Here is a 26,567-nt window from a genome sequence, read left to right as displayed (position 1 = left end):
AGGAACCAAAATGAGCGATAAATTACGTGTTGGTCTGATCGGCTACGGCTTTGCCAGTAAAACGTTTCACGCCCCGCTGATCGCGGGAACGCCGGACGTTGAGCTGGCCGCCATCTCCAGTAGCGACGCCAGCAAAGTCCACGCCGACTGGCCCGCCGTTCAGGTCGTGTCCGATCCTCAGGCGCTGCTGGACGACCCGACCCTGCAGTTAATTGTGATTCCTACCCCGAACGACACGCATTTTCCACTGGCGAAAGCGGCGCTGAATGCCGGTAAGCATGTCGTCGTCGATAAGCCCTTTACCGTGACGTTGTCACAGGCGCGCGAGCTGGATGCGCTGGCGAAAGCCAAAGGGCTGCTGCTCTCCGTGTTCCACAACCGCCGCTGGGACAGCGACTTTCTGACGCTGAAATCCCTGCTGGAGGCAGGCACGCTGGGCGAGGTGCGCTACTTCGAGTCGCACTTTGACCGCTTCCGTCTGGAAGTGCGCAACCGCTGGCGCGAAATGAAAGGCGCAGGCAGCGGCATCTGGTATGACCTGGGGCCGCACCTGCTGGATCAGGCGCTGCAGCTGTTTGGTCCGCCAGTCGCCATCAACGTTGACCTGGCGGAGATGCGTCCGGGCGCGCAGACCACAGACTACTTCCACGCCACGCTGACCTATCCGCAGCGTCGGGTGGTGTTACACGCCAGCATGCTGGTGGCAGCGGAATCCGCCCGCTATACGGTTCACGGCACGCAAGGCAGTTACATCAAATATGGTCTGGACCCGCAGGAAGATCGTCTGAAGTCGGGGAACTTCCCGCCACAGGAGGATTGGGGCTACGACATGCGCGATGGCACCCTGACGCTGGTCGAGGGCGATTCTCTGACGGAAACCACCCAGCTGACTCAGCCGGGAAATTATCCGGCCTATTATGCGGGCATCCGGGATGCGATCGCCGGACGCGGAAACAATCCGGTCACCGCGGAAGAGGCGATTCAGGTGATGGAGTTGATCGAACTGGGTCTGCAATCCGCCGAGAAGCGCCAGACGATGTCGCTGAAGCGCGTCTGATTCGCAGCGTGTGACGCAGCACTGAAAACGGGCCGGATTTCCGGCCCGTTTTGTTAGCGGGAGCAACTGTGAGATCGAGACAGCGCAGGGAACAGGGTCAGATCGGAAAGTCGCAAAAGCCGCAATCCCTGGCTCGCTCGGCCCGCGCCGTCCTGGCGCGGGACGCTTTCCTCCTCTGCCCCTGTTTCCTGCGCGTTAAGCCTGTGCGTGTTTGTCATATTTTCCGGGAGTGGAGGGATGGCAGCAAAATAACGGGCCGGATTACCGGCCGGTTATTTATGGCTTACAGGCAGATTACTGCACGCGGGCGCGGATAGCCGCTTTCTCTGCTTCGCTGAGGAACGCAATCGTCAGACCGTTTTCCTGCGCCTGACGGATCTGTGCGGCGCTCAGTCCCGCTGCCGGGGCGGCATGATGATACTCGTGGGCGAGCTCAATCCCCTGAACCGCCGGGTCATCGGTGTTGATGGTCGCCAGAATGCCATGCTCCAGGAAGGTCTTCAGCGGATGCTGAGCCAGTGACGACACGGTGCTGGTCTGGATGTTGGAGGTCAGGCAGGATTCAATGCCGATATGATGCTCCGCGAGGAAATCCATCAGCGCGCGATCTTCAATGGCTTTCACGCCGTGGCCGATACGCTCCGCGCCCAGCTCACGAATAGCCTGCCAGATGCTCTCCGGGCCGGCCGCTTCACCGGCATGCACCGTGACGCGGAAACCGGCGTCGCGCGCCTGATTAAAGTGGCTCAGAAACTCACTGCCCGGGAAGCCCAGCTCATCACCCGCCAGATCGACCGCCGTGATGTGATCGCGATGGGCCAGCAGACCATCCAGTTCACTCAGGCAGGCCTCTTCGCCAAAGGTACGGCTCATGATGCCAATCAGGCGCACATCAACATCATGCTGCTGACGGCCTGCACGCACGCCGTCGATCACCGCTTCAACCACGCCGGCAATCGGCAGATTGTGGGTCATCGCCATATAGCCTGGCGAGAAGCGCAGTTCCGCATAATGAATGCCTGCACGGGCCGCATCTTCCACATTCTCCTGCGCAATCCGGCGGCAGGCATCCAGGTCGCCCAGCACTTTCACGCCCCAGTCGAGCTTTTGCAGAAAGCTCACCAGATCGGGTTCATTCTCGCCAACCTGCACATGCGGGCGCAGGGTCTCCAGCGTTGAGGCGGGCAGGGCAAGGTTAAACTGGCGGCCTAAATCGAGAATGGTTTGTGCACGAATGTTGCCATCAAGGTGGCGATGAATGTCAGTCAGAGGAATTTTAGAATCGATCATGGCGCACTCGCTGAGTTGTCGGTGAAGTGCAGAGCATTATAAAAATATCTTGCGCAACCACGCCAGTTATTTGCGCAACAGCGGCGCCGGATGCTGCTTAATTACGCACTACCGGCGTTAAACAGGGTGGCCGCGGCCTTCAGGCATAAAAAAGGCGACCCGAAGGTCGCCTCAGAGGGGCTCAGAAAATTACTGTGGCATCCCTTCGCTGGTTGGCATGCCCAGCATATAGCGGGAGAGGAACTGTTCCAGCGTCATCTTATCGCCGTTCATGTTCACCTGGCCGTTAGCGTACTGCAGGCTGGTCACGATATTGTTATCCTGCTGCTGAGTAAGACGGAACATCTGCCCCATGGCTGCCAGACCTTTCACCTGCTGATCGGCCAGCTTCTGCGCGTCATCCGCCTGATAACCTTCGGCCAGACCCACTTTATGCATGGTTTCAGTCGCCATTGGCATATTGATGGTCAGCTTGCTGTCCAGGGTTTTCAGCACCCGATCCACCATCGCGCTGAGACTCTGCGCTTCGCCGGTCACGGTCGACGGATCGTTGAAATTCGCCGTCAGGTTAAAGGTGCTCTCGCCTTTATCATTTTTCCAGCTCAGTGGCGCGATGCTGACAGAGGGCGAGCCCTTCAGCAGCAGGGGCAGATTGCTCATCAGAATCTGATGGACGCCCGCCTGATAACGCATCGGGTCCTCGGTAATCCCCGGCTGATTCAGTAACGTCTGCATCTGCGCATTGTAACGATCGGAGAAGGCTTTCACCGCCTGCGCATCAAACTGTGACAGCTTCATCTTCAGCGCCGCCTGACCAAAGTCCTGCTTCTGGAGCTGCACGCTTTCCACTTTATAGTCGATATTGCCGCCAATCTTGCCGTTGCTGTTATCGAAAGAGGAGCTGCCTTTCATCCTGTGAAGCGTCAGAGCGTCCTGACCGTTGATGCTGGCATTGACCTTCTCAATATCCACCGCCTGGTCACCAATCCGCACGCCTTCCGGGCTGAGGTGCGTATTCCCGCTCAGTTTCAGTCCATTGACGGTAAACAGAACCGGTTGGCCCATCTCATTTTTCGTGGTCAGTGCCAGGCTATCGACGTCACTGTCCAGCGAGACTTTATCGCCTTTGTTGTCCGCGCTGACATTAAAGGTTCCGCCATTGGTCGCCAGACGCTCACCGGTTTGTGCATTCTGATAATCCACGGGCAGTATGCGCAGCGCCGTATCGGTAGCACCGCTGTAGCCAATGCGGGTGTCTGCATTAATCAGCGACTTATTGCCGGTCAGCTCAAACAGCTTCTTCACCGCATCGGTGTTAGCCAGTTCGGTATGCACCGACGCCATGCTCGGGATCAGATTGAAGTGCTTAAGCTGAGCGAACGGGAAGGGGCCATGGTCGATGGTTTCATTCAGGATAACGCTCTGACCCGGCTTCAGCAGGGGATTATCTTCCGTCTGCGAGTCAGCCTGCACCACCAGGTTTACTTTACTGCTGAACACGCCGCGCTGGTAATCCTGATAGCTGATCTTCAGTCGGCTGTTTGGGGCATAAGCATTCAGCTGAGCATTGGCATTCTGTACCAGCTCATCCCTGTGACTTTCGATTTGCTTGCCGGTGAACCATGCCGCGCCTGTCCAGATCACGCCCAGTGCGATGATGACACCTACGGCAACATTAGTCTTTTTCATTGCTGATTCGTCCTTATCCTTGAGTCCGCTTATGCCGCAGGTTAACCCCGACGACCGAAGAAAAACGCCCGCAGGCGTTTAGCGCTAATAGATTGAAATAATAGCAGTTAACCGCGATGCCGTCAGCCGCTTCACCCCAACTCGTTAAATACCCGTGCCAGCCGGCCCGTTCCGGCGACCGTAACCGGCGATTCGCTGGCCGCAATAAAGCATGATTCGCCCGGCTTCAGGGTCAGCTGCTGCGCCTCGCTGGCGATCACGGCCTGACCTTCAATACAAAACAGCACCGCGGCGCTCTGCTGCGCCAGCGGCTGCGCTTCTGTACTCAGGGTATGAATGGCAAAGGCAAAATCTTCCACCGGGATTGGGAAGCGCAGCGCGTTACCCTGCTGCACCGGCTGGGTCAGCAGCGAGCTGGCAGGCTTCTCCTCAAATTTCAGGTTCGCCATCAGCTCAGTAATATCGATATATTTCGGGGTCAACCCGGCGCGTAATACGTTATCCGAGTTCGCCATCACCTCCAGCGCCACGCCGTTAAGATAGGCATGCGGGGTTTCGGCATAGAGGAACATCGCTTCGCCCGGCTGCAGGGTAATCACATTCAGCAGCAGCGGGGAAAACAGTCCGCTGTCGTCCGGGTATTCCGCCGCGATAACGCGGATGGTCTGCCAGGGCTCACCCTGTTGAGCATCAAGTGCGGATTTCAGCACGCCCAGCGCCAGCGATTTGGCATCCCCCTCCAGAGAGAGCAGCGTCCGGAAGAGGGTGGCCAGCGTCTCCCTGTCGGGATGCTGCAGGAAGTGGGCAATCTGCGGATGTGCGCCCGCCACCGGCTCCAGCAGGGAAACCATCTCCGTGATTGTACGAAAACCGTTCATCGCCTGAAACGGGGTCAGCGCATAGACCAGCTCCGGCTTATGGTTAGCATCTTTGTAATTGCGCTCGGCGGCCGTCAGTGGAATACCCGCCGCGTTCTCACGGGCAAAGCCCGCTTCCGCGGCGTGTTTGCTGGGATGAACCTGAATGGAGAGCGGCTGGTCAGCGCACAGCACCTTAAACAGGAAGGGTAACTCACCAAAACGCTGTGCCACCGCCTCGCCCAGCATGGCGTCAGGCGCAGCATTAATCACGTCGCGCAGCGAACGTTCGCGGCCCTGATCCATAACGGCAGAGGGACTTTTCGGATGTGCACCCATCCAGAGTTCCGCCATCGGCAGACCTTCAGGATTCGCGATACCGTAGAGCGCTGTCAGCGCCGTTTTACTGCCCCACGCGTAATTCTGCAGCGAGTTGTTCATTTTTTGCATCGTTTAACCCTTTCTTACGCGAAATGATTGCCGGTATTAAAGCAGAAACCGCCGGTAAAAATACATATCCAGCGCAAAAGGACGCTAAGCTCTGATAATGTTAAATTATTGTGTATTACTATCCTGAACGCCCTGGTGCCAGACGCGAAGCGCGGCCGGGCGGTCATTTTTAAAACCAAAGCTAAGGAGACGTATTCATGGCAGCCAACCGCATTGAGAAAGATTCAATGGGTCCCATCGACGTACCGGCAGACAAACTGTGGGGCGCGCAGACGCAGCGCTCGCTGGAACACTTTCGCATTTCAACAGAAAAGATGCCGACGGCACTGGTTCATGCTCTGGCGCTGACCAAGCGCGCCGCGGCGAGCGTTAACCGGGATCTGGGGCTGCTGCCTGCTGACCGCGCAGACGCGATTGTCAGCGCGGCAGATGAGGTACTGGCTGACAAACATGGTGATGAGTTCCCGCTGGCAATCTGGCAGACCGGGTCCGGCACCCAGACCAATATGAACATGAATGAAGTGCTGGCGAACCGCGCCAGTGAGATTCTCGGCGGGGAGCGGGGGATGTCGCGCCTGGTCCATCCCAATGATGATGTGAACAAGAGCCAGAGCTCCAACGACGTTTTCCCGACCGCCATGCACGTTGCCGCCGTGATCGCCCTGCGTGAACAACTGATCCCGCAGATCCACGTGCTGAAAGCTACCCTGAGCCAGAAGTCCGACGCCTTCAAAGATATCGTTAAGATTGGCCGTACCCATCTGCAGGATGCCACGCCGCTGACCCTGGGGCAGGAGATCTCGGGCTGGGTAGCGATGCTGGAGCACAACCTGAAGCATATCGAGCAGAGCATTCCGCACGTGGCAGAACTTGCTCTGGGCGGAACCGCCGTCGGCACCGGCCTCAACACGCACCCGGAATATGCGGTGCGCGTGGCGAAGGCGCTGGCCGAACTGACGCAGCAGCCGTTTGTTACGGCCCCTAACAAGTTTGAGGCACTGGCCACCTGTGATGCGCTGGTGCATGCGCACGGCGCGCTGAAAGGTCTGGCCGCGTCCCTGATGAAAATCGCCAACGACGTTCGCTGGCTCTCGTCCGGCCCGCGCTGCGGCATCGGGGAAATCGCTATTCCGGAAAATGAACCTGGCAGCTCAATCATGCCGGGCAAAGTGAACCCGACGCAGTGTGAAGCGATGACCATGCTCTGCTGTCAGGTGATGGGCAATGACGTCGCGATCAACATGGGCGGCGCATCCGGTAACTTCGAGCTGAACGTTTTCCGTCCGATGGTTATCCATAACTTCCTGCAGTCGATTCGCCTGCTGGCGGATGGCATGGACAGCTTCAACCATCACTGTGCGATCGGCATTGAACCGGTGCGCGAGCGGATCGATCAGCTGCTCAACGAGTCCCTGATGCTGGTGACCGCGCTCAATACCCATATCGGGTATGACAAAGCGGCCGAAATTGCCAAAAAGGCGCATAAAGAGGGGCTGACCCTGAAAGGCTCAGCGCTGAAGCTCGGCTATCTTACCGAAGAGGAGTTTGACGCCTGGGTGCGGCCGGAAGAGATGGTTGGCAGCATGAAGTCGTAACGTGATGCGCGATGAGGCCGGTTCGTTCCGGCCTCTCTGTTAAACCGGGCAGTCAACCCAGAGGTGCAGCCGGGGGATCAGCAGATTGAGCGGCTCAGCGGCCGGTTTATGACGATAGGTAATGTTATCGGCGTCATAGTTGAGCAACTCGCCCAGTACCGGAACCTGACTACGATCGCGGCAGATCACCAGAATCGGTGACGGGCAGGCCAGCTGAGTCTGCTTTTTCTCCTCTGCGCGCCAGACGCGCGCCACCGGCTGGACTTTCACCGGACGCTTGATCTTCAGGCGGGCTGAAGCGGGCAGGGCGCGCACGCTGGCCAGCTCCTCCTGCACTTTCTCAGCCCACTGTTCGCGCGACCACGGAGCCTGGGCGCGTCCCGCCTTCAGGCTTTTTTCCAGCTGGGCAATGACCTCTTCGCGCTTAAGATTTTTGATGATGTGTTTGTTGGCCCAGCCAAACCGCAGACTGTCCGGGGCGCTGAGCAGGGTGATGGTGCGATAGGCATTGAGGGTAATCAGCCCGCGCAGATGCTGGTGAACGAACTCGAAGCGCGCTTCACTCGGCAGGCCGGACTCCACCGTAATCAGCTGCTCCAGCCGGGCTTTCAGCTGGTTAATGAGATCGACCAGCGCGCCGATCTCCGCTTCCCGTTCTGCATCGCATTCAATGCAGAGGGCACCGGGCAGACGCACGGCGGCCTTGGTACTCAGTTGCTCTGACTGATGCTGCATAAAGAGGCGGCAGTAGTGGTCGAGCGCCATCTTCCGCGCGCTGTCGCCCAGATGCTGCTCAACGGCAATGCGGGTTATCGCGTCATGCTCGCGACCTTTCACCACCGGCGGCAGGCTGAAAACGCGGGCGATCAGCAGCGGCTGCGCTTCAATCTGCTCCCGCAGTTCACCCAGCGCCTGCTCCAGGTCGTTAACACATTGATGCATATCAGCCACTAAGTCGTAGCGCGTCATGATGAGCCTCCATAGTTACAACGTCCATAATGTGGCAGAAGCCTGCGGCAGTTGCAAGTGCATTATAGTTACAACATACTATAAATCTGTTATGCAAAAACGTGCGGACTGCCGGTCATCAGGTCAGAAGTGCGTGATGCATGCAGGCTGCCTGCGGAACATGATATAAAACGGTTTGCCTGCTAACGAAGAGAGTCGATGTGAATCAGAACATTAAACCGGGCATCGCCGCCATTTTTACCCTGGGCTGTGTGCAGATCCTTTCCTGGGGAGGCTCGTTCTACCTGATGGCGGTGATGGCAAATCCCATCGCGGCTGAGACAGGCTGGTCCCAGCAGTGGATTTACGGTGCGCTGTCGCTCGGGATTCTGGTGTCGGGCCTGCTGTCACCGCTGGCAGGCAGAATAATAGCCCGGACCGGTGGCCGTCGCCTGCTGGCACTCAGTGGGCTGGTAATGGCGGTGGGGCTGGTCATCATGGCGTTCAGCCACGCGTTGCCACTGTTTCTGTTTGCCTGGGTCATTATCGGCGTGGGTATGGCGATGGGCCTGTATGATGCACTGTTTGCCACGCTGGGCACCTGCTATGGCGGTCAGGCTCGGGCTGCCATCACCGGGATCACGCTGATTTCCGGTTTCTGCACCACGCTGGCCTGGCCGGGAACGGCTCTGCTTATCCACGGTTTTGGCTGGCGTGACGCCTCGCTTATCATTGCTGCGCTGATGGTGGCGTGCGTGCTGCCTGCTTATCTCTTTGCCTTGCCTGCCGGTCATCTCACCCGGTCATTAAAAAAGCGTCCGGCGCAGCCAGCCACGGCAGAGATCGCGCCAGCGCTGTTCTGGCTGCTCTGCGCCATTTTTACCCTGGCTTCGGTAATCATGACCGCCGTTTCCGTGGAGCTTATTACGCTGTTGCAGGCGAGTGGTCACACGCTGGCTTCGGCGCTGGCGATCAGCGCCGTGATCGGCCCGTGTCAGGTGGGCTCCCGTATTGTCGATGTTGCTTTTAAACGCAGCCATCCTATCCGTACCGCCTTTTTTTCTGTCGGGCTGGTGGCGCTGGGCCTGCTGTTGCTGGCATTAATGCCGCAGATGGCGCTGCTGAGTATGGTGCTTTATGGCGCAGGAAATGGCCTACGTGCCATCGTGCGTGGAACTTTACCGCTGGCGATGGTCAAACCAGAGTCTTACGCCATTGTGATGGGTAAGATGGCGCGCCCGGCATTGATGGGGCAGGCACTGACGCCGCTGATTGGCGGATATGTCTTTGAAAGCATGGGCGCAACGGCGACGCTGTGGTTGCTTTGCGGCCTGGCAATCTTTAACGTGGTACTGGTGATAGCGCTGAAGCAGCAGTTACCGGCGGCATCGACCCGTTCTGCGTGATGGCGTCCGGCTTCAGATTCCGCCGGTACAGGGCAGTGAACAGGCTAAGCAGCTTGTGCTATCGGGCCTTTGCCTTTGGTGAATACGTGCCTTGTGACTGCCGGTTTGCTTCAAAAAAGCAACAGTGTTTGTTATATTTATTGCTCATTGATTGTTCATTTATGCGGCAATAAAACAAGAAGATGCACCGCAACTCAGGATAAATAAATGCTTGATTACCGCTTCCCGACAGCTTTGCAAATGGTTCTGAGCGTAGCGATGGCGGAGCAAATGGGAAAACGCTCTACCAGCGCGATTCTGGCCTACGGGCTGGAAGCGAATCCCAGTTTCATACGAAAATTGATGGTCCCGCTGACCCGTGATGGCATTATTGTCTCCACGCTGGGCCGTACCGGCTCGATTCATCTGGGCCGTCCGGCTGCGGAGATTACCCTCAAGGATATCTATGTCTCTGTCATTGAGGATAAAAAAATCTGGGCTGCGCGTCCCGACGTCGCTCCGCGCTGTCTGGTCAGTGCTAACCTCTGCTGGTACTTTAAATCGATAGCCGATGAAGCCGAGCAGGCGTCACTGGATGTGCTGGCAAAACGCACCGTCGCCGATGCGCTGAATGAGCTGAAAAAGCGCGATACCAGTAACTGCACCGCCGTGCCGGAACCTGAACCCGAAGAGATTGACGATCTCTGCAAAAAAAGCCGCTGATGAGCGGCTTTTTTTATGGCTGTTTAAGAGACATTGCTAAGCTATTTTTCATCAGATCTGTCACTCAGCCACCTCTCTCCGTTAATCCCATCTTGACCTCTTGATTGATCGTAATAGAATGACTTCACTATATGAAGTCGCGGAGATCAGGATGAACGCCGCCGTCAAAAAATTACGGAAGAAACAGCGCGAAACACTGGAGCAGATTTTTCAAACGCCACCGCCGTCCGGCTTAAAATGGCAGGCAGTTGAGTCACTCATCAGGGCGCTGGATGGCGAGATTAAAGAGGGTAGTGGTTCACGGGTTCGCTTTCTTCTCAACGGAAAAATAGCGCGTTTTCATCGCCCACACCCCTCGCCAGACACGGATAAAGGCGCAGTTGTGAATCTGCGCGAATGGCTGGAAAGTATCGGAGTCGATCCCTATGAATAATCGTTCAAATTCATCAATCACTGTCGCCGGGCAACCTGCCGTCATCACCTATGTCCCTGAAATCAATATGTTCCGTGGGCGCTTTACTGGTCTGTCAGGCTACTGTGATTTTGTCTCAGACAGTGTGCAGGGTCTGCACAAAGAGGGTGAGATATCGCTGCGCGAATACCTGGAAGATTGCGCTGCCTCCGGCATCAATCCCTATGCGGAGCAGGAAAAAATTAAGACCTTCACGCTGCGCTACCCTGAATCGCTCGGCGTACGGCTGTCGCAGGCTGCGGCCCAGAATGAAACCTCGCTGAATGCCTTTATCATTGAAGCGCTCAACGAAAAATTAAAGCAGCGTTAACCGGCATGATGCCAGTCTCAGACAAAAAAAGGGGCGATCATCCGATCGCCCCTTTTAACATTGAGGGTTTACGCCGTCACGGTTTCGACATCACCTGACCGGCGCGTCACCAGCTTACGCAGGGCGACGTAGAACACCGGGGTCAGGAACAGGCCGAACAGCGTCACGCCGAGCATCCCGGAGAAGACGGTAATACCGGTCACGCCGCGCACCTCTGCGCCCGCGCCTTCACCCAGAATCAGCGGCACCGTACCGGCGATAAAGGCGATGGAGGTCATCACAATCGGACGCAGACGCAGACGACAGGCTTCCAGCGCCGCCTCTACAATGCCTTTGCCCTGAATCTCCAGCTCGCGCGCAAACTCGACAATCAGTATCGCGTTCTTACAGGCCAGCCCCATCAGCACCACCAGTCCGACCTGAACAAACACGTTGTTATCTCCACCGGTCAGCCGGACGCCAAACAGGGCAGAGAGCAGGGTCATCGGCACAATCAGAATCACCGCCAGCGGCAGCGTCCAGCTCTCATACAGTGCGGCCAGAACCAGGAAGGCCAGCAGTACCGCCATCGGGAAGACAATCAGTGCGGTATTGCCCTGCGTTGACTGCTGATAACTCAGGTCGGTCCACTCGATGTTCATGCCGTTAGGTAACAGCTGACCGGACATCGTTTCCAGCTGACGCATCGCCTGCGCTGAAGAGAGCACGCGCGGATCGGCATCGCCAATCAGATCGGCCGCCGGGTAGCCGTTGTAGCGGATCACCGGATCGGGGCCGTAGGTGGTGGTGATGTTGACCATGCTGCCAATCGGCACCATCTCTCCGCGGTCATTGCGGGTGCGCAGGTTAGCGATATCCTCGACGCTGTCGCGGAATTCGCCGTCGGCCTGCGCCATCACCCGCCAGGTGCGGCCAAAGCGGTTAAAGTCATTCACGTAGGAGGAGCCGAGATAGGTCTGCAGCGTGCTGAACAGCGCCGTCAGTGACACCCCCTGCGCTTTGGCTTTATCCCGATCCACCTGCACGTCCAGCTGTGGCACATTGGCCTGATAGGAGGAGATAGGGAAGTGCATCCCCGGCGTCTGCATGATGCTGCCCGACAGCGTATTAATCGCCGTCTGCAACGCACCGTAACCCAGACCCGCGCGGTCCTGCACATAGAGCGAATAGCCTGAGCCCTGACCCAGCCCCAGAATCGGCGGTGGCATAATCGAGAAGCCAAAGCCCTGCTGGATTTGGGCAATCTTCGCATTGATCTCCGCGTTAATCTCCGCCGCGGTGTGCTTACGCTCGCTGAACGGTTTCAGGCCGAAGAACACCGTGCCGCTGTTAGGCGTATTGGTGAACTGCAGGGCATTCAGGCCGGGGAACGCCACCGCATAGGCGACGCCTTCGGTCTGCATCCCGATTTCGCTCATCTTACGGATCACTTCATCGGTGCGCGCCAGCGAGGAGCCTTCCGGCATCTTCACGCCACCAATCAGGTAGAGCTTATCCTGAGTCGGAATAAAGCCGCCCGGCACGGTGTGGAACATAAATCCGGCACCGGCCAGCAGCAGCAGGTAAACCGCGAACACCGCGCCACGCCGACGCAGCGTCCGGCCAACCAGCGACTCATAGCCATGTGCGCTGCGCTGGAAGAAGCGGTTGAAGGGCCGGAACAGCCAGCCAAACAGCGCATCAATAATCCGCGTCAGCCGGTCTTTCGGCGCGTGGTGATCTTTCAGCAGCATCGCCGCCAGCGCCGGAGAGAGCGTCAGGGAGTTAATGGCGGAGATGACCGTGGAGATCGCGATGGTGGTAGCGAACTGCTTATAGAACTGCCCGGTCACGCCGGAGAGGAACGCCATCGGCACAAATACGGCACAGAGCACCAGCGCAATGGCGATAATCGGGCCGGAGACCTCACGCATCGCCTGATGGGCTGCCGCGCGCGGCGACAGGCCCATCTCGATGTTACGCTCAACGTTCTCCACCACCACAATGGCGTCATCCACCACGATCCCGATCGCCAGCACCAGCCCGAAAAGGCTCAGGGTATTGAGCGAGAAGCCGAGCAGATAGAGCACGCTGAATGTTCCGACCACCGACACCGGCACCGCCAGCAGGGGAATGATAGAGGCGCGCCAGGTCTGCAGGAACAGAATGACGACCAGCACCACCAGAATCACCGCTTCCAGCAGGGTCTGCACCACCGCTTTGATCGAGTCACGAACAAACACCGTCGGATCGTAAGGAGCCGCCCATTTCACATCATTGGGGAAACGGGTTGCCAGCTCATCCATTTTGGCGCGCACCGCATTGGAGAGATCGATAGCGTTGGCACCCGGAGCCTGGAAGATACCGATGCCGACCGCATCTTTGTTGTTCAGCTGTGAGCGCAGGGCGTAACTGCCGGACCCCATCTCAATACGCGCCACATCACGCAGGCGCACCAGCGAACCATCTTCTGAGGTTTTCAGGATAATGTCGCCAAACTGCTGTTCGCTCTCCAGCCGTCCCTGCGTGTTGATCGACAGCAGAAAATCGCTCTGCTTTTTCAGCGGCTCGGCGCCGAGCTGACCGGCAGAAACCTGCACGTTCTGCTCCTGCATCGCGGTCACTACGTCTGAGGCGGTTAAGCCACGCGCCGCCACCTTGTTCGGGTCCAGCCAGACGCGCATCGCATATTCGCCCGCGCCAAAAATCTGGATCTGACCGACGCCCGGCAGACGCGCCAGCTCATCTTTCACCTTCAGGGTGGCGTAGTTACGCAGGTAGAGTGAATCGTAGGTATTGTTGGGTGAGAACATGTGGACGACCAGCGTCAGGGTCGGCGACATCTTCTGGGTGGTGACACCCAGACGCCGCACATCTTCCGGCAGACGCGCTTCAGCCTGCGCGACGCGGTTCTGCACCTGAACCTGCGCCTGATCGGGATCGGTGCCGGGACGGAAGGTGACGGTCGTCACCAGCACGCCGTCAGAACCGGCCACAGATTTCATGTACATCATGTTTTCGACGCCGTTAATCGCCTCTTCCAGCGGCGTCGCCACGGAATCTGCAATCACTTTCGGGTTAGCACCGGGATACTCGGCGCGCACCTGCACGCTGGGTGGCACCACGTCGGGATATTCGCTGATCGGCAGCAGCGGGATAGCGATCACCCCGGTCACGAAGATCAGGATTGACAGCACCGCCGCAAAAATAGGCCGGTCGATAAAAAAGCGGGAAAAGTCCATAGCGGCCTCGAATTAGTGAGCGGCTGCCGCACGCATGGCGACCTGCTGAGCAGTGACCGGCATGCCGGGCATAAACACTTTCTGCAGTCCGGCGACGATCACCCGGTCGCCCGATTGCAGACCCGATTTGACGATGCGCAGACCTTCCACCATCGCGCCGGGCTGAATATCGCGCCGCTGAGCTTTGCCTTCCCCATCCACCACGTAGACATATTTGCGATCCTGGTCGGTCAGCACCGCCTTATCATCGATCAGCATGGCCTCGAACTGCGCGCTGCCTGGCAGACGCACGCGGGCAAACAGACCGGGCGTAAACTGACGCGCCTGATTGTCGAGCAGGGCGCGCATACGAATGGTGCCGGTGCTGGCGGTCAGCTGGTTATCCAGGAAATCGACCTTGCCCTGATGCGGGAAACCCTGATCGCCGACCAGCGCAATCTCAACCGGCAGCGCATGACGCTGCTGGCCCTGACGCGCCATCGCCTGATAGTGCAGGAAGGTGTTTTCATCGACGTCGAAATAGACATACATCTGCTGCTGCGATACCAGCGTGGTCAACACACTGGCGCTGTCACCGGCGGTCACCAGATTGCCGGGGGTGATCATGGCGCGGCTGGCGCGACCGTCAATCGGCGCGGTGACGCGGGTAAAGTCCAGGTTCAGCTGCGCCATATCGACAGCGGCTTCGGCGGCCAGTACATCCGCCTGCGCCTGACTGGCGGCAGCGCGACGCTGTTCCCACACCTCACGCGAAATCGCCTGGGTGCCAATCAGCTTCTCGCTGCGACCCGATTCGCTGCGCGCCAGACTCGCCTGGCTGCGCGCCCGGGCCAGCTCCGCGCGGGCCTGTTCCAGCGCCGCACGATAACTCCGGTCGTCGATGGTGAAGAGCACCTGACCTTTTTTAACCTCATCCCCTTCGCGGTAGTTCACTGACTCGATGTAGCCAGAGACGCGCGGACGCAGCTGTACGCTCTGCACCGCTTCAACGCGACCATTGAAGTTGTCCCACTGGCTCACCGGCTTGATGAGCACCGGCGCGGCGCTTACTTCAGGCGGTGGCGGCGGGGCGTTCTGCGCCACACCCTTATCACAGCCGCTAAGCAGGCTGATAAACATGACCATCCCTGACAGGGTCAACCCCTGACGAACCCGGTTCGTAATCATTGTTGTTATTCCGCGATAAATAGAAAAGACGACCTGCAGGCCAATATTTGCAACTTTTAAGATTGCAATTAATCGCAGGGAGTGTAGGCTTGCGTCGCGGGCAACTGCAAGAATAACAGATACACTTTATGTGCGGTTTAGCACGAGGCGATGAAAGCCTGAGCAATCCGGGAAAAACCCTGAAAAAAGTGCGGCATTTAATGTACCAATAAAACTTGCATTAAATGGCATAGTCAGCCACCCTTAAGTGTAACTGCAACTGATACTAATACTTTTCGCTACAGCGACAGGAGAGACTGGAATGATGAGTGACGCCTTTATTCACGATTTAATCGACTGGATTGATAACAACATCGAAGCACGTCTGGACCTGGATACCGTTTCAGAGCGCGCGGGCTACTCCAAGTGGCACCTGCAGCGCATGTTCAAAGAGCACACCGGCTATCCACTGGGTGAGTACATCCGTGTGAAGAAGCTGAAAAAGTCTGCCGATCGCCTGACCAGCACCGATGAACCGATTCTGAACGTCGCGATTTCCCTGGGCTTTGACTCTCAGCAGTCTTTCAACCGCAGCTTTAAACGCCAGTATGGTGTGGCACCGGGTGCATGGCGTCGTCACAGCGGTGATTCGCACGCTGCATAACTTCGCCAGGGCCAGCCTGTCTGGCCCGCGCTTTCCTCCGGGCGCAAAACTGGTATCATCTGCATCCTGTCGTCACGGATGCCATCATGTCAAAAAAACTCTGGATTGGACTTTTCTTTGTCCTCGCGGCCTGCTTTTACGGCCTTAAACCTTATCTCAACACCGTTTCTGCGCCGGCTCAGGCCGATATCGCCACCCTGACCGATGCCCACACCGTGGCGCGCTGGGTGCTGCAGCATCAGCAGTTACCGGACTACTACCTGACCAAAAACGAAGCGCGGCAACGCGGCTGGAATCCGGCCAAAGGTAACCTGTGTGAGGTTCTGCCTGGCAGGGCCATCGGCGGTGACCGTTTTGCTAACCGCGAAAAGCGGCTGCCCCCGCGTGCGGGTCGCCAGTGGTATGAAGCGGATGTGAATTACCGCTGCGGACATCGCGACGCCGATCGTCTGGTCTATTCCTCTGACGGGCTGGTGTTTCTCTCCACCGATCACTACCGCAGCTTCAGACAGGTGCCCTGATGCTTGAACTGAACTTTGATCTGCGCGAACTCACCACGCGCGCGGCTTTTTATCGCGAGTTTGCCGGGCAGAGCGGCTGTCCGCCGACCTTTGGTCATAACCTGGATGCGTTGTGGGACTGGCTGACGGGCGGCATGGCGCTGCCTGCCACACTGCGGTTGCAGCATTACGCGGCGCATCAGGCTGATTTAGCGCCGGTGCTGGCGCTGCTGGAAGAGGCGGCGCAGTCGCTGGAAGGCGAACTGCACCTGATCGTGGAGTAAGACGGCAACGGTTTTTATTGCCGTCTCAGTCTCAGGTCGGCCGGGAAACGGGGGCAGTCGCACAGAGGCGAACTGCACCCGATTATCGATTACGTGCGCAGCGGCTTCAGCAGCGCAATCAGCGCCTCACGGGCCGCAAGCGGCAGATCGCCACCGCCCGTATAGCCGTTGTTCTCAACGATCACCTGATTCAGTCCCACCAGCCAGTCGTAGATGTAATAGGCGGTGTGATTCGCCGGTGCCGCTGAGAGTCGGGTCAGGCGCTGACCGGCACCGAAGCTGACGCTGGGAGCGGGCGGGCGCGAGAAAATCACCTGGCCGCGGTTGACGCGGCTGGCGGGACGTTCTGATTCCGGGCGCTGTAAAAAGCCGAGCCAGGCCACAAAATCGCCCAGCACCGTCATCGCCCGCGTCACCTGCCGGTCGGCGCGGGATTCGTGCGTCACGCTTTGCGTGTCAGGTTCGTGCAGCGCCTGCTGCAGTTTTTGCGCAATATCGGTGCGGAACCCGGCGGTGATCAGCTCTTCTACCAGCCACTCCATCGTCGCCTTATCCACGTTAAGCAACGCCAGCAGGCTGCGGTTTTCCGGCAGCTGACGCAGGTGATCCAGCCACAGCAGCAGCACCTGGCGCGGAAACTGCTGGCTGCTGTGCAGGCTCTGACGCGGCTGAGCCGGTACGTCAGCGGGTGCGTCACTGAACAGGTCAAATTCAAACCCGATGCCGAACTGATTCTCCGGCGCCTGATGGGCCGGTTTGCTGCCCGGCAGGGTCGTCTGATTGAGCCACAGCTGACGCAGGGCTTCACGCGGCGGCTGCAGACGCTCCAGCAGCTCGCCATGCAGGCCGGTGCGATGCTGTAAACATTTCAGCAGCGTGTCGGCGATGTTCTGCTTGCGTGCCGCCTGTTCCGCGCTGGCACCCGCTTCGGTCCACGGCAGTAAACGCCGCTCTACGACGGTGTGCTGAATCTGCGCGAGCTGGGCCAGCAGCATGTCGCGGCGGGCGTCAGGCTGCATCTCATCCTGCAGCCAGCTCGCCATGCGATCGACCCCCGCGCGATCCAGGGCCAGCATGGAGCCCCAGTGCTGACCGGGCTGTCCCATCTGCCGCTGCACCGCCTCATCCACATTAATCTGCTGATGACGGGCGTCGAAGGGGGTGATGGCCCAGATGAGGCGCGGTTTCTCTGCGGCCTCCTGAGCAGGCTGCTGGCGCTGCCATTCGCGCAGCGTTTCGCTCACCCGATCCGCATCCTGACGCTGGCTGGCCGCCGTGCAGACCAGCAGCAGATCGATCGCCTGTCGCGCGGCATAAAAGCCCGGCAGCAGGGCGCGTTTCTGTTCCAGCAGCTGTGCGCGCAGCGGGTCCTGCTGCTGCAGGCGCTGACGATCTTCCTGGGTCGCCACATCGCTGGCGTGACCGGGCGCAGGCAGCTCCAGCATATCAGCATCATCATAGAGCGCGGTGCGCGGAGTGGAGCTCAGCGGCACCAGCACTTCCAGCGTCAGCAGGGCCAGCAGGCCCAGCGGGACGCGCTGGGCCTTGCCGATGCGGTTGCCGTTCAGCGGGCAGACTTCCACCGGCTGCTGCTGATCCTGTTCGCTGGCTGGCACAATCAGCTGCCCGGCAGGCAGCAGGGCGTTATCGACCAGCAGGCTCAAGGGGGCGAGCACCCGGCTGCTGTTACGCAGCTGATGGCGCAGATGCAGCAGCGTGCGCAGCATCTCGCTCAGCGCCGGTTCAGCGGGCCAGAGCAGGGAGAAAAGCTGCACCCGATCGTCGACGCTCAGCCAGGGCGCCAGTTCAACCGCCTGTGGCCAGAAGTGCCGATCCAGGCGCGCATCGTAGTGCGGACGGCGACGGCACCAGGACCAGAGCGTGACCAGCGCATCACTGTCCAGACCGGCCAGCGGCGAGGCGAGGCGATGGCGCTGCAGACGCTGCAGCCCGCTGTCGATCTGCGCCACGTCGGGTGTGCCCGCAGCAGAACAGGCGAGCATCAGACGGATAACTTCCGCGTCATTCAGCAGGGTCAGTTCAACCGGCCACTCAGTCGAGAGCGGCTCGCGCTGATGGCTGAAGCGGGTGGCGGTGGCAAAATCCAGGTTGCCGGGATTGACATGCTGGAACCAGTAGAGCTGTTTGTCGCCCATGCGGGTCACCAGCTGGCCCTGTGCATCGGCCACCATCTCGTTAAGCAGCCAGGCTTTGCCGGCCTGCGACTGACCAAACAGGGCCAGCGTCACCGGACGGGCGACCTGCTGAGCCAGCGCCTGGGTCTGCACGCGCGCCTGACGCAGTTGCAGCGTCAGCGTTTCCGCCTCCAGCGCCAGACGCGGCGACTGCTCACGGCTGTTCTCAATCCATTCCAGACTGTTGTTCAGGGCGTCCTGTAACAGGCCCAGACGTTTTGCCAGCGTCTGAGGCTGGCGGGGTTTCAGGGCTTTCATCGTTTACACACGCTCCCGCTGTCAATCCAGTATTGCGCATTGGCGTTGCCGGTCGCCGACAGGGTATTCAGCTTCAGACTCAACTGCTCCAGCGGCACTCGGGTGCCATCATCCAGCTGCGCATCGCTCAGCACCAGGTTTTCCGGGCCGGACGCACCGGGGCCGGCTTTGACCGCCAGGCGGATGCGCAGCACGCTTTCGCCCGCGACTTTACGCGCCAGCGTCGGGTCGTTCAGCGTCAGGCTGTAAAGCGGTGAGGCGGGCCAGCGATCGTTATCGAGCTGGCGGAAGCCCAGACAGACGTTACCCCGGATACGGAAACTGCGTTTCCGGTCCAGCGCAAAGCCGGGATCGTCGAGGTCAATGTCGCTGTAGCAGAGATTCTCATCCGTCAGGGCCTGGTTTTCATCCAGCATGCCCAGATAGCGGATGGTCGAGTAAGGTTCAAAATCGCCCGCGCGGAACCAGAAGCTGCTGAGACGCAGATCCAGCGCCAGCAGGCAGAGCATCGCGCCGACGGCGGCGGTCGATTTCGGGTTGTCGATGCGGCCATGCTTGTTAAACGGATACCAGTCGCTGGTGTGATAGCCTTCCAGTGACAGAATGCGGCTGCCCGGCAGCGGCTGCAGATGGCGCACCAGCGCCTGAATGCCAGGGAAGCGTGACGGACGCCCGGTCAGCAGCAGCACATCGCACTGGTAGAGCGAGACCACCTCACACATGGAGCGCAGCGCCGGGATGATGGCCATCCGGTGCTGCATAAACTCGCCGTGCAGCTGCGCGAGGCTCACGACCAGCGGCACCTGCAGCAGATCAAAGCGGCTGTTGCCGCCCAGCTCACGCTGGATCTCGCCGTTGACAAAGGCAAGTACCGCCTCGCCAGGCGTCTGCTCAACCAGTTCGCCGAACAGGGCGTTGATTTCCGCATGGCTCTCCAGCGGATCCCAGTTCTCATAGCGTTCCAGCACCGCCTGCGCCAGCGGAATAAACAGCTGCAGCGTAACCTGCTGACGCAGCGTGGCCTGACCGTCCATGCGGCTGTCGTGACCAAACAGCTTGTTCATCAGCGGTTCCGCCAGCGTCAGGCCCGCTTTCTGCAGGTGCTGCTGCAGCGCCGGTAAGATCCACAGCTGAATCACATCCAGCAGGATGTCATCGCCCGCCACCTTAAAGCCTTCGCGAAACAGCAGGCGCGGCGTGATTTTAACGTTGTTGCCCTGACCATCATCCAGACGATACTGGGTAATCGCCAGGTCGGTGGTGCCGCCGCCGATGTCAATCGAGGCGATGCGCAGGCTTTTACCTGGCAGTTCGCCCTCATCGCGCGGCCGATCGGGACGCGCCATGCTGCTGAAAAAGTCTTCAGCGCGACCGGCAAAGTTGACCTGCGTCTCATTGAACAGCCAGACCATCTGCCCACAGGTGGCTTCATCCCACTCCATCTGCACATCCGGCAGCGGTTTCGGGTTCTGACGCGAGACGGCCGGCGCCAGGTCATCCTCATCCGCGAGCCAGCCTTCGGCTTTCCAGACCAGCGCCAGCGCCTCCTGCATCCGGCGACGGAAGATTTCACGCTCCGGCTTGGGCATCGCGGACGGCAGCGTCAGGATCACATGGCGCAGCTGACGCGGCGCGTGACTCTGTGGCATACGCTGACGCTGAGCCGCGCTGTTCATCTGCATCAGCGCCTGAGCCAGCAGCTCACAGAGCATAAAGGTCATCAGCGAACTGCGGCTGTAGTGCGGTGAAAAGACCGGCAGACGATCGTCCGGCGCCAGCGTCGACAGCGGCTGGCCTTCATCGTTCAGCAGCGTGGTAAAGGGGGCACCATAAGCCAGCGGTTCCGCCTGCTCGCCCGGCGTGTTAAAGCGCCAGCCCGGCTGATAGCGTGCCTCATCCCACAGATAACGGCGCGGGCTGGAGAGGCCGGTGCTGCCTTCCAGTCCCGCACGCTGCAGGGCCAGACGGCTCGCCTCACGACCGACACGCGTCAGCGACGGCCACATAAACGCCTGTTCGCGCCCGCTCTCCAGCGAAAAGTTCGCTTTACCAAAGCGGGTTTCGGCAAATTCCAGACGGCTGTCAAACAGCTCGTTGTAGACCTGATGCGGCTGAGAAAGGTCGCGCAGCTGCAATTCATAGGTCTGCTTCAGGCCGTTGCTCTCTTCCGGGTGATCTTCCACCAGGATGCCGCAGGTGTGGGAGTTGCCCACATCAAGGATGATATCGACGTTAACCGCCGGGGTCTGCAGTGTGGCGGCCTGAATGTGGATCTCGCTGAGGTCGAGTTGCTGGCCCAGCAGCTCCAGCAGATTCAGGTAGTGCGCCTGATACTCAAATTCACGCAGCGCCTGTTTGATCGCCTGCTCGCGGCGGTCGCTGACGCGGTCGGTAAAGGATTCGCGCAGCCAGCCATCGACCCAGGTCAGATCGAGAAAGTCGCCCAGCTCGTAGTTGTGCCAGGCGAGGGCAAAGGTGACCCCATTCTGCGCATCCGCCGGGGTAAGGCCCAGCTGCTCGCCGCCATCCTCTTCCGCCACGCAGCGGGTATCAAAGGCAAGGGTAACGCGATGGGTATTGCCCGCCGCGTCCGGTGCGGGCAGGGCAACCAGACGCATCCGTGCCCAGTTTTCAGGGCCACCGATAAAACGACGTCCGCTGGCACAGCGCAGCATGGGCAGCGGCAGCCAGCAGGCTGACAGCAGCGACAGGGAGTCCGCCAGCGCGATATCGGATTCCGGGCGCACCACTTCGGCAGCACCACCATCTTCCGGATAGAGCAGGAACTTTCCGCTGTTGCCATCGACGTTCAGGCGCAGCAGCGGGCCGTTGGCCGTCTGGCGCACAAACTGACGGCGCGCCGGGGTATCTGAGAGTTGCAGGCCAAAATCCAGGAACTGCACGCCGCTGTTTTCAATCAGCGAAATTTTTTGTTTGTCATCGATCAGGGGAGCCAGCATCGTTATTTACTCTCACGCTTAATCGTCATCGGGAAGACCCGGTCTTCAGCAAACTGCGCTTCGCACTGCGCGGCGCCAATGCTGGCGTGGCAGACAAGCAGCGGCATACGGTAGCGCGAATTGTTCTGGCATTTCGCGGTGTAGCGGCTCTCAATCACCAGATTACCGGCGCTGGTCATGGCGGCGCTGACATCGGCTTTACAGCTGGTATTACCCTGAGTGACCTGCACGCTGCCTTTACCATTTTTAAACTGGAAGCGCATCACGGGTGGCTTACCGGTTGGCGTCGGCATCTGGTTGATGGTGACCCGCCAGCGGCCATCGATCACCTGCACCTGACCGTCACGCACCGCATCCGGCGTCACAATCAGATCGTCTGGCTTCGCCGGTACCGTCGGGGTCGCTTCACTGGCAAGGGTAGCAGACGCGGCGGCAGGCGGGGTCTCGGTGGTGCTGGCCGCTGACTGCGGCTGTGTGTCGGGGCGCGCTTCAGCCGTGGCCGTCACCGCTGGCGGGGTGAGGGTGGCCGGCGTCGTCACCGCGGGCGCGCTGGCGGCCTCGGTCGGTGCAGCAGCCACCGGAGGCTGGCTCGCCGTGACTGCCGGCGTGGCGGGAGCAGGCACCGTCGCCGGGGTCGCCGCTGGCTTCGCCGTTGCCACCGGGATGGACTCAGAGGGTTGACGATGCAGCAGCACGGCCACCATGACGGCGGCGGCAATCGCGACCGGTGGGAGCAGATACCAGACGCGGAAACGGCGACGCGCCGGGAGAGGCGCAACGGGCTGAGCGTCGACAGGCACAGCAGGCTGAGGTTCCGGTTCAGGCAGGATCTCAGGTTCCGGAACCGGTGGCGGCGCGAGGGTCTCCGGCTCTGCCACGACAGGCGCGGCAGGCAACACAGCCGGTGGCGGTTCAACCAGCGCCACCGGCAGATTCTCTTCCAGGGTATCACGCAGGCAGGCCAGCGCGTCATCGCGGCTGCGCGCCTGCGCGTCGACAAAGCCCCAGAACGTGATGACGGGTTTGCCATCGACCAGATAAACATACTGCTGGTCGGGAAATTGCAGGGTTTTGCTCAGCAGCGCGCCAAACAGGCGCATCGACGGGTTCTCTGCCGCGCGCGCGCGCGTACTGAGATCCTGCATATCCTGCTGGCAGGCGGTAAGGTGCTGCAGCGCCGCGCGACGCTCATGATCGCTGGCGCCCAGCCAGGATTTCACCCGGCCGCTGAAAGGGGCATACCAGTCGAGGCGGTCGCCCCGGTCGTTGGCCTGGGGAATGGCCAGGCAATCTGCCAGTGCGCTTTGACGGCGCAGGCGCAGGGTTTCACGAATTTGCAGTGCTGAGGCGTAGACCGGCTGGCCATTTTCACCTAATGCCAGAACTGCATCTAAATTACCGCTGCGCAGAAAAGTTTTTGCCACCTGTTGGGCCCTTATCGGTCGTTGTCTGAGGCAGAAAATCGCGTGTTATCGACGATTACGTTGATTTTACGCGGGGCAATGACAAATCAAACGGCAGAAAAGGGGCTAAATCCAGCGTTTTTTTCACTGGCTGGCGGAAAAACAACCGCCAGTTCAGTGAGATCAGCAGATTCAGGCGCGTCTGCGCACCAGCAGCAGATGGGCGACAATGCCGCCCACCAGGCCCCAGAAGGCCGGACCGATACCCAGAAGCGAGACGCCGGAAGCGGTGATCAGAAAAGTGATCAGCGCGCTGTCGCGTTCAGCAGGCTGTTCGAGCGCGCGCTGCAGGCTGCCGCCCAGCGTGGCAAGCAGAGCCAGTCCCGCCAGCGCTTCAATCAGTACTCCTGGCAGGGCGCTGAACAGCACGGCGATCAACGCCCCGGACGCACCCGCCAGCAGATAGAAAATCCCGGCCAGCACCGCCGCGCGCCAGCGTTGCTGCGGATCGGGGTCGACCTCATCACTCATGCAGATCGCCGCGGTAATGGCCGCCACACAGACGGAAAAACCGCCAAACGGTGATAACAGAAGCGCCGTCAGGCCAGTCCAGCTCATCAGGGCAGACACCGGCGCACGATAACCGTGCGCCTGTAAGGTCGCGATACCAGGAGCATTCTGCGACGCCATCGTGACCAGGAAATAGGGCACACCGATCCCCAGCAGGGTGGTCAGGGTAAAGTGCGGCATCACCGGTTCGGGCAGCATTACGCTTAAGGGCTGCGGCGGAAAGTGAATGGCGTGCTGCGCCAGCGCGACGGCGATACCGATCAGCAGGGTGACCAGAATGGCATAGCGGGCCAGCCAGCGGCGGGCCAGCAGCCAGGCGAGACACATGCTGCCGCAGAGGACAAAGTTGGTCTGCAAATCGGCAAATGTCTGCAGCCCGAAGCGCAGCAGAATCCCGGCCAGCATCGCCGCCGCCAGCGAGGCGGGAATGTGATTCATCAGTCGGGCAAACAGTCCGGTGACCCCGCACAGGACGATGAGAAGATTGGAGAACACAAAGACGCCCACCGCCTCGTTCAGCGAAATGCCATGAAAGCTGGTGGCCAGCAGCGCCGCGCCGGGTGTTGACCAGGCGGCCAGCACCGGCATGCGGTAGCGCAGCGACAATCCCAGCGAGGCGATCCCCATCGCGATGCCCAGAACGGAGAGCCAGCCGCCGATCTGCGCCGGTGTGGCGCCCGCCGCCTGAAACATCTGATAAATAATGGCGCCGCTGCTGCTGTAGCCCACCAGCACGGCGACAAAGCCGGAAACCACCATCGGCAGGGTAAAACGGGGATGTTCCACTCTTTTCATCATCGCTCTCTCTCACCCTCAGCGAAGGTGAATCTGTATTGTGCGTTATAGCGCACATGATTGCATGATACGCTATAACGCACAAGTGCTACACTGGCAGCATAACGTCAGCTCATTGACGAAAAATGCAGGAGAAAAAATGGCAGATTTTCAGCAACACCTGAGCGCCGCGCTCAGACAGTTGCGCCAGGCCAACGGCTGGAGCCTGACGCTCACGGCGGAGCGAACCGGCGTCAGTAAAGCGATGCTGGGGCAGATTGAGCGCGGCGAATCGAGTCCGACCGTGGCCACGCTGTGGAAGATCTCCACCGGTTTCAGCGTTCCCTTTTTCTTTTTTATCGACGGACGGGTGCTTCCCTCTGGCGCGCTCGCCGGGTTCAGCCAGGCCAACGCCGAGATGACGGTTCATCCGCTGCTGCCTTACGATCCGCAGCTGCGTTTTGATCTGCTGGCGGTTGAGCTGGCAGCGGGCGCGCAGAGCCAGTCGTCCCCCCATGAAGCGGGCTGTGTCGAGCAGGTGGTGGTGATTGAGGGCGAGCTGCTGCTGGGCGTCGGTGATATCTGGCGACGACTGGTGGCGGGAGAGGCGTTCCAGTTCAGGGCGGATGTGGCACACAGCTACCGTAATCCGCTGGCGACGCCACTGCGTTTTCACAGTCTGATCCACTATCTGCAGCGTCCGGACGTTACAAATTGATACCTGAGCAAACTACACAGTTTACCTTCGTATCTCTATACTTTCGCCTGGCTATGGAGACCGGCAATGAGCGATCTGACTGAATCGGCAGCCCTGCTGCGCATGCTGGTGGGTAAGCTGAGTCGCCGCCTGCGCGAATCGGCCCCACCCGGTGAGTTAACCTGGTCACAGGTGGCGGTACTGGGCCATCTGGTGCGGGACGGGGCGATGACGGTGACGCAGCTGGCCGCGGCGGAAGGCGTGCGCAGCCAGTCGATGGGTAGCAACGTTGCGGGGTTACTGGCGGCGGATCTGGTGACAGGGGAACCCGACCCGCACGATGGACGCAAGACCCGCTACCTGCCGACCGCGGCCAGCCTGGCGGTGATTGCTTCCAGCCGCGCGATGCGTGACGACTGGCTGGTACGGACGCTGGAGGCCCGGCTGACGCCGGCTGAACAGCAGCAACTGACCGATGTTCTCCCTTTACTGCAGCGACTCGCTGACCATTCACTTTAAGGATTTAATATGGCTGTAACCACACTTGATGCAAAAACGGCGCTGATTGTTATCGACCTGCAGCATGGCATTGTGGCGCTGCCACTGGTTCATGAGCCGCAGCCGGTGATCGAACGCTGTGCCGCGCTGGCGGCGGCATTCCGCCAGCATAATCTGCCGGTTGTGCTGGTTAACGTGGCCGGTGGTGCGCCAGGCCGCACTGAGCAGGCCCGTCACAGCGGTGAACTGCCTGCCGACTGGGCGACGCTGGTTCCGGCAATGACGCCGCAGCAGAATGACATCACCATCACCAAAAAGAGCTGGGGCGCGTTTCAGGCCACGGCGCTGCACGAGGAATTGCAGCAGCGCGGTATCACCCAGGTGGTGATCTGCGGGATCGCGACCAGTATCGGCGTGGAGTCCACGGCGCGACAGGCCTATGAGTCAGGTTACAACGTCACGCTGGCGACCGATGCGATGACCGATCTCAACATTGATACGCACAACAACAGCATCAATCTCATTTTCCCGCGCCTGGGTGAAACCGGCAGCAGTGAGGAGATTGTTGCGCTGCTGCCGCAGGCCTGATCTGACTGAGTATCAGGCATAAAAAGTCCTGCC

Annotated in this window: 22 protein-coding genes; 12 read left to right on the top strand and 10 right to left on the bottom strand. The window is 59.8% G+C overall.

Annotated features, from left to right (window positions below; translation table 11 throughout):
• The first annotated feature begins 10 nt into the window (after positions 1–10).
• Entirely contained in the window at positions 11–1,057 is a 1,047-nt protein-coding gene (locus tag OXR04_RS04765; RefSeq protein ID WP_267369369.1) for an oxidoreductase, read from the top strand.
• Positions 1,058–1,351: 294 nt separating this feature from the next.
• On the opposite strand, the gene add is transcribed toward OXR04_RS04765, so the two are convergent.
• The 3 genes from add to manA all read right to left on the bottom strand — a co-directional run bounded on the left by add (position 1,352) and on the right by manA (position 5,343).
• Complete coding sequence (gene add / locus OXR04_RS04760; RefSeq protein ID WP_046101778.1) at positions 1,352–2,347, bottom strand: adenosine deaminase; 996 nt, start codon at positions 2,345–2,347, stop codon at positions 1,352–1,354.
• Between the two features lie 189 nt (positions 2,348–2,536).
• Positions 2,537–4,036: a YdgA family protein gene (locus tag OXR04_RS04755; RefSeq protein ID WP_046101779.1), complete on the bottom strand. Its 1,500-nt coding sequence runs from the start codon at positions 4,034–4,036 to the stop codon at positions 2,537–2,539.
• 131 nt (positions 4,037–4,167) lie between these two features.
• On the bottom strand, positions 4,168–5,343 hold the full coding sequence (gene manA, locus OXR04_RS04750; RefSeq protein WP_267369368.1) for a mannose-6-phosphate isomerase: 1,176 nt from the start codon (positions 5,341–5,343) through the stop codon (positions 4,168–4,170).
• Between the two features lie 197 nt (positions 5,344–5,540).
• Between manA and fumC the strand changes: the two genes are divergently transcribed.
• Entirely contained in the window at positions 5,541–6,938 is a 1,398-nt protein-coding gene (fumC, locus tag OXR04_RS04745) for a class II fumarate hydratase (protein ID WP_009090312.1), read from the top strand.
• 39 nt (positions 6,939–6,977) lie between these two features.
• Here the strand turns inward: fumC and tus are convergent, their stop codons facing one another.
• The gene (tus, locus tag OXR04_RS04740) at positions 6,978–7,907 is read right to left on the bottom strand and encodes a DNA replication terminus site-binding protein (RefSeq protein ID WP_009090311.1); all 930 of its coding nucleotides are present in this window, start codon (positions 7,905–7,907) and stop codon (positions 6,978–6,980) included.
• A gap of 200 nt (positions 7,908–8,107) precedes the next feature.
• Between tus and OXR04_RS04735 the strand changes: the two genes are divergently transcribed.
• The 4 genes from OXR04_RS04735 (at position 8,108) to OXR04_RS04720 (ending at position 10,776) form a co-directional block, all read left to right on the top strand.
• Positions 8,108–9,292, top strand: coding sequence for an MFS transporter (locus OXR04_RS04735; RefSeq protein WP_267369367.1), 1,185 nt, complete (start codon positions 8,108–8,110; stop codon positions 9,290–9,292).
• A 207-nt stretch (positions 9,293–9,499) separates the two neighbouring features.
• On the top strand, positions 9,500–9,994 hold the full coding sequence (locus OXR04_RS04730) for an Rrf2 family transcriptional regulator (RefSeq protein ID WP_046101782.1): 495 nt from the start codon (positions 9,500–9,502) through the stop codon (positions 9,992–9,994).
• Between the two features lie 151 nt (positions 9,995–10,145).
• Positions 10,146–10,427 carry a type II toxin-antitoxin system HicA family toxin gene (locus OXR04_RS04725; RefSeq protein ID WP_267369366.1) on the top strand — a complete coding sequence of 94 codons (282 nt, stop codon included), beginning with the start codon at positions 10,146–10,148 and terminating at the stop codon, positions 10,425–10,427.
• Positions 10,420–10,776, top strand: coding sequence for a type II toxin-antitoxin system HicB family antitoxin (locus OXR04_RS04720; RefSeq protein WP_009090304.1), 357 nt, complete (start codon positions 10,420–10,422; stop codon positions 10,774–10,776). The genes OXR04_RS04725 and OXR04_RS04720 overlap by 8 nt, the downstream gene beginning before the upstream one ends.
• Before the next feature lie 68 nt (positions 10,777–10,844).
• Here the strand turns inward: OXR04_RS04720 and oqxB are convergent, their stop codons facing one another.
• Together oqxB and OXR04_RS04710 are read right to left on the bottom strand one after the other, a co-directional pair.
• Complete coding sequence (gene oqxB, locus OXR04_RS04715; protein ID WP_267369365.1) at positions 10,845–13,997, bottom strand: multidrug efflux RND transporter permease subunit OqxB; 3,153 nt, start codon at positions 13,995–13,997, stop codon at positions 10,845–10,847.
• Between the two features lie 12 nt (positions 13,998–14,009).
• Positions 14,010–15,164: an efflux RND transporter periplasmic adaptor subunit gene (locus tag OXR04_RS04710; protein WP_033736255.1), complete on the bottom strand. Its 1,155-nt coding sequence runs from the start codon at positions 15,162–15,164 to the stop codon at positions 14,010–14,012.
• Between the two features lie 301 nt (positions 15,165–15,465).
• Here OXR04_RS04710 and OXR04_RS04705 point away from each other — a divergent pair, with 301 nt between their 5' ends.
• The 3 genes from OXR04_RS04705 to OXR04_RS04695 all read left to right on the top strand — a co-directional run bounded on the left by OXR04_RS04705 (position 15,466) and on the right by OXR04_RS04695 (position 16,591).
• Positions 15,466–15,807, top strand: a complete 342-nt coding sequence (locus OXR04_RS04705; protein ID WP_009090299.1) for a helix-turn-helix domain-containing protein — start codon at positions 15,466–15,468, stop codon at positions 15,805–15,807.
• Positions 15,808–15,893: 86 nt separating this feature from the next.
• Positions 15,894–16,328: a ribonuclease domain-containing protein gene (locus OXR04_RS04700; RefSeq protein WP_009090297.1), complete on the top strand. Its 435-nt coding sequence runs from the start codon at positions 15,894–15,896 to the stop codon at positions 16,326–16,328.
• Entirely contained in the window at positions 16,328–16,591 is a 264-nt protein-coding gene (locus OXR04_RS04695; RefSeq protein ID WP_009090295.1) for a barstar family protein, read from the top strand. Before OXR04_RS04700 ends, OXR04_RS04695 begins: the two co-directional genes overlap by 1 nt.
• 89 nt (positions 16,592–16,680) lie before the next feature.
• On the opposite strand, the gene OXR04_RS04690 is transcribed toward OXR04_RS04695, so the two are convergent.
• From OXR04_RS04690 to OXR04_RS04675, 4 genes are all read right to left on the bottom strand, one after another.
• Positions 16,681–19,044: a virulence factor SrfC family protein gene (locus OXR04_RS04690; protein WP_267369364.1), complete on the bottom strand. Its 2,364-nt coding sequence runs from the start codon at positions 19,042–19,044 to the stop codon at positions 16,681–16,683.
• Positions 19,041–22,004, bottom strand: a complete 2,964-nt coding sequence (locus OXR04_RS04685; RefSeq protein ID WP_267369363.1) for a virulence factor SrfB — start codon at positions 22,002–22,004, stop codon at positions 19,041–19,043. The genes OXR04_RS04690 and OXR04_RS04685 overlap by 4 nt, the downstream gene beginning before the upstream one ends.
• Positions 22,005–22,006: 2 nt before the next feature.
• Positions 22,007–23,428 carry an SrfA family protein gene (locus OXR04_RS04680; RefSeq protein ID WP_267369362.1) on the bottom strand — a complete coding sequence of 474 codons (1,422 nt, stop codon included), beginning with the start codon at positions 23,426–23,428 and terminating at the stop codon, positions 22,007–22,009.
• A 171-nt stretch (positions 23,429–23,599) separates the two neighbouring features.
• A complete protein-coding gene (locus OXR04_RS04675) occupies positions 23,600–24,775 on the bottom strand; it encodes a benzoate/H(+) symporter BenE family transporter (protein WP_154928145.1) in 1,176 nt (391 codons plus the stop codon).
• A gap of 136 nt (positions 24,776–24,911) precedes the next feature.
• On the opposite strand from OXR04_RS04675, the gene OXR04_RS04670 reads away from it, so the two are divergent.
• The 3 genes from OXR04_RS04670 (at position 24,912) to OXR04_RS04660 (ending at position 26,534) form a co-directional block, all read left to right on the top strand.
• Positions 24,912–25,469, top strand: coding sequence for a helix-turn-helix domain-containing protein (locus OXR04_RS04670; protein WP_267369361.1), 558 nt, complete (start codon positions 24,912–24,914; stop codon positions 25,467–25,469).
• A gap of 66 nt (positions 25,470–25,535) precedes the next feature.
• Positions 25,536–25,967, top strand: coding sequence for a MarR family winged helix-turn-helix transcriptional regulator (locus tag OXR04_RS04665; protein WP_267369360.1), 432 nt, complete (start codon positions 25,536–25,538; stop codon positions 25,965–25,967).
• Between the two features lie 9 nt (positions 25,968–25,976).
• A complete protein-coding gene (locus OXR04_RS04660) occupies positions 25,977–26,534 on the top strand; it encodes an isochorismatase family protein (RefSeq protein ID WP_009090283.1) in 558 nt (185 codons plus the stop codon).
• Positions 26,535–26,567 lie beyond the last annotated feature (33 nt).

It is taken from the genome of Pantoea sp. GM_Pan_3, from assembly GCF_026541045.1.
GTDB classification, from domain to species: Bacteria; Pseudomonadota; Gammaproteobacteria; order Enterobacterales; family Enterobacteriaceae; genus Pantoea; species Pantoea anthophila.
The sequence above is the reverse complement of the archived record's forward strand: the minus strand, read 5'-3'. Positions and strand labels throughout refer to the sequence as shown.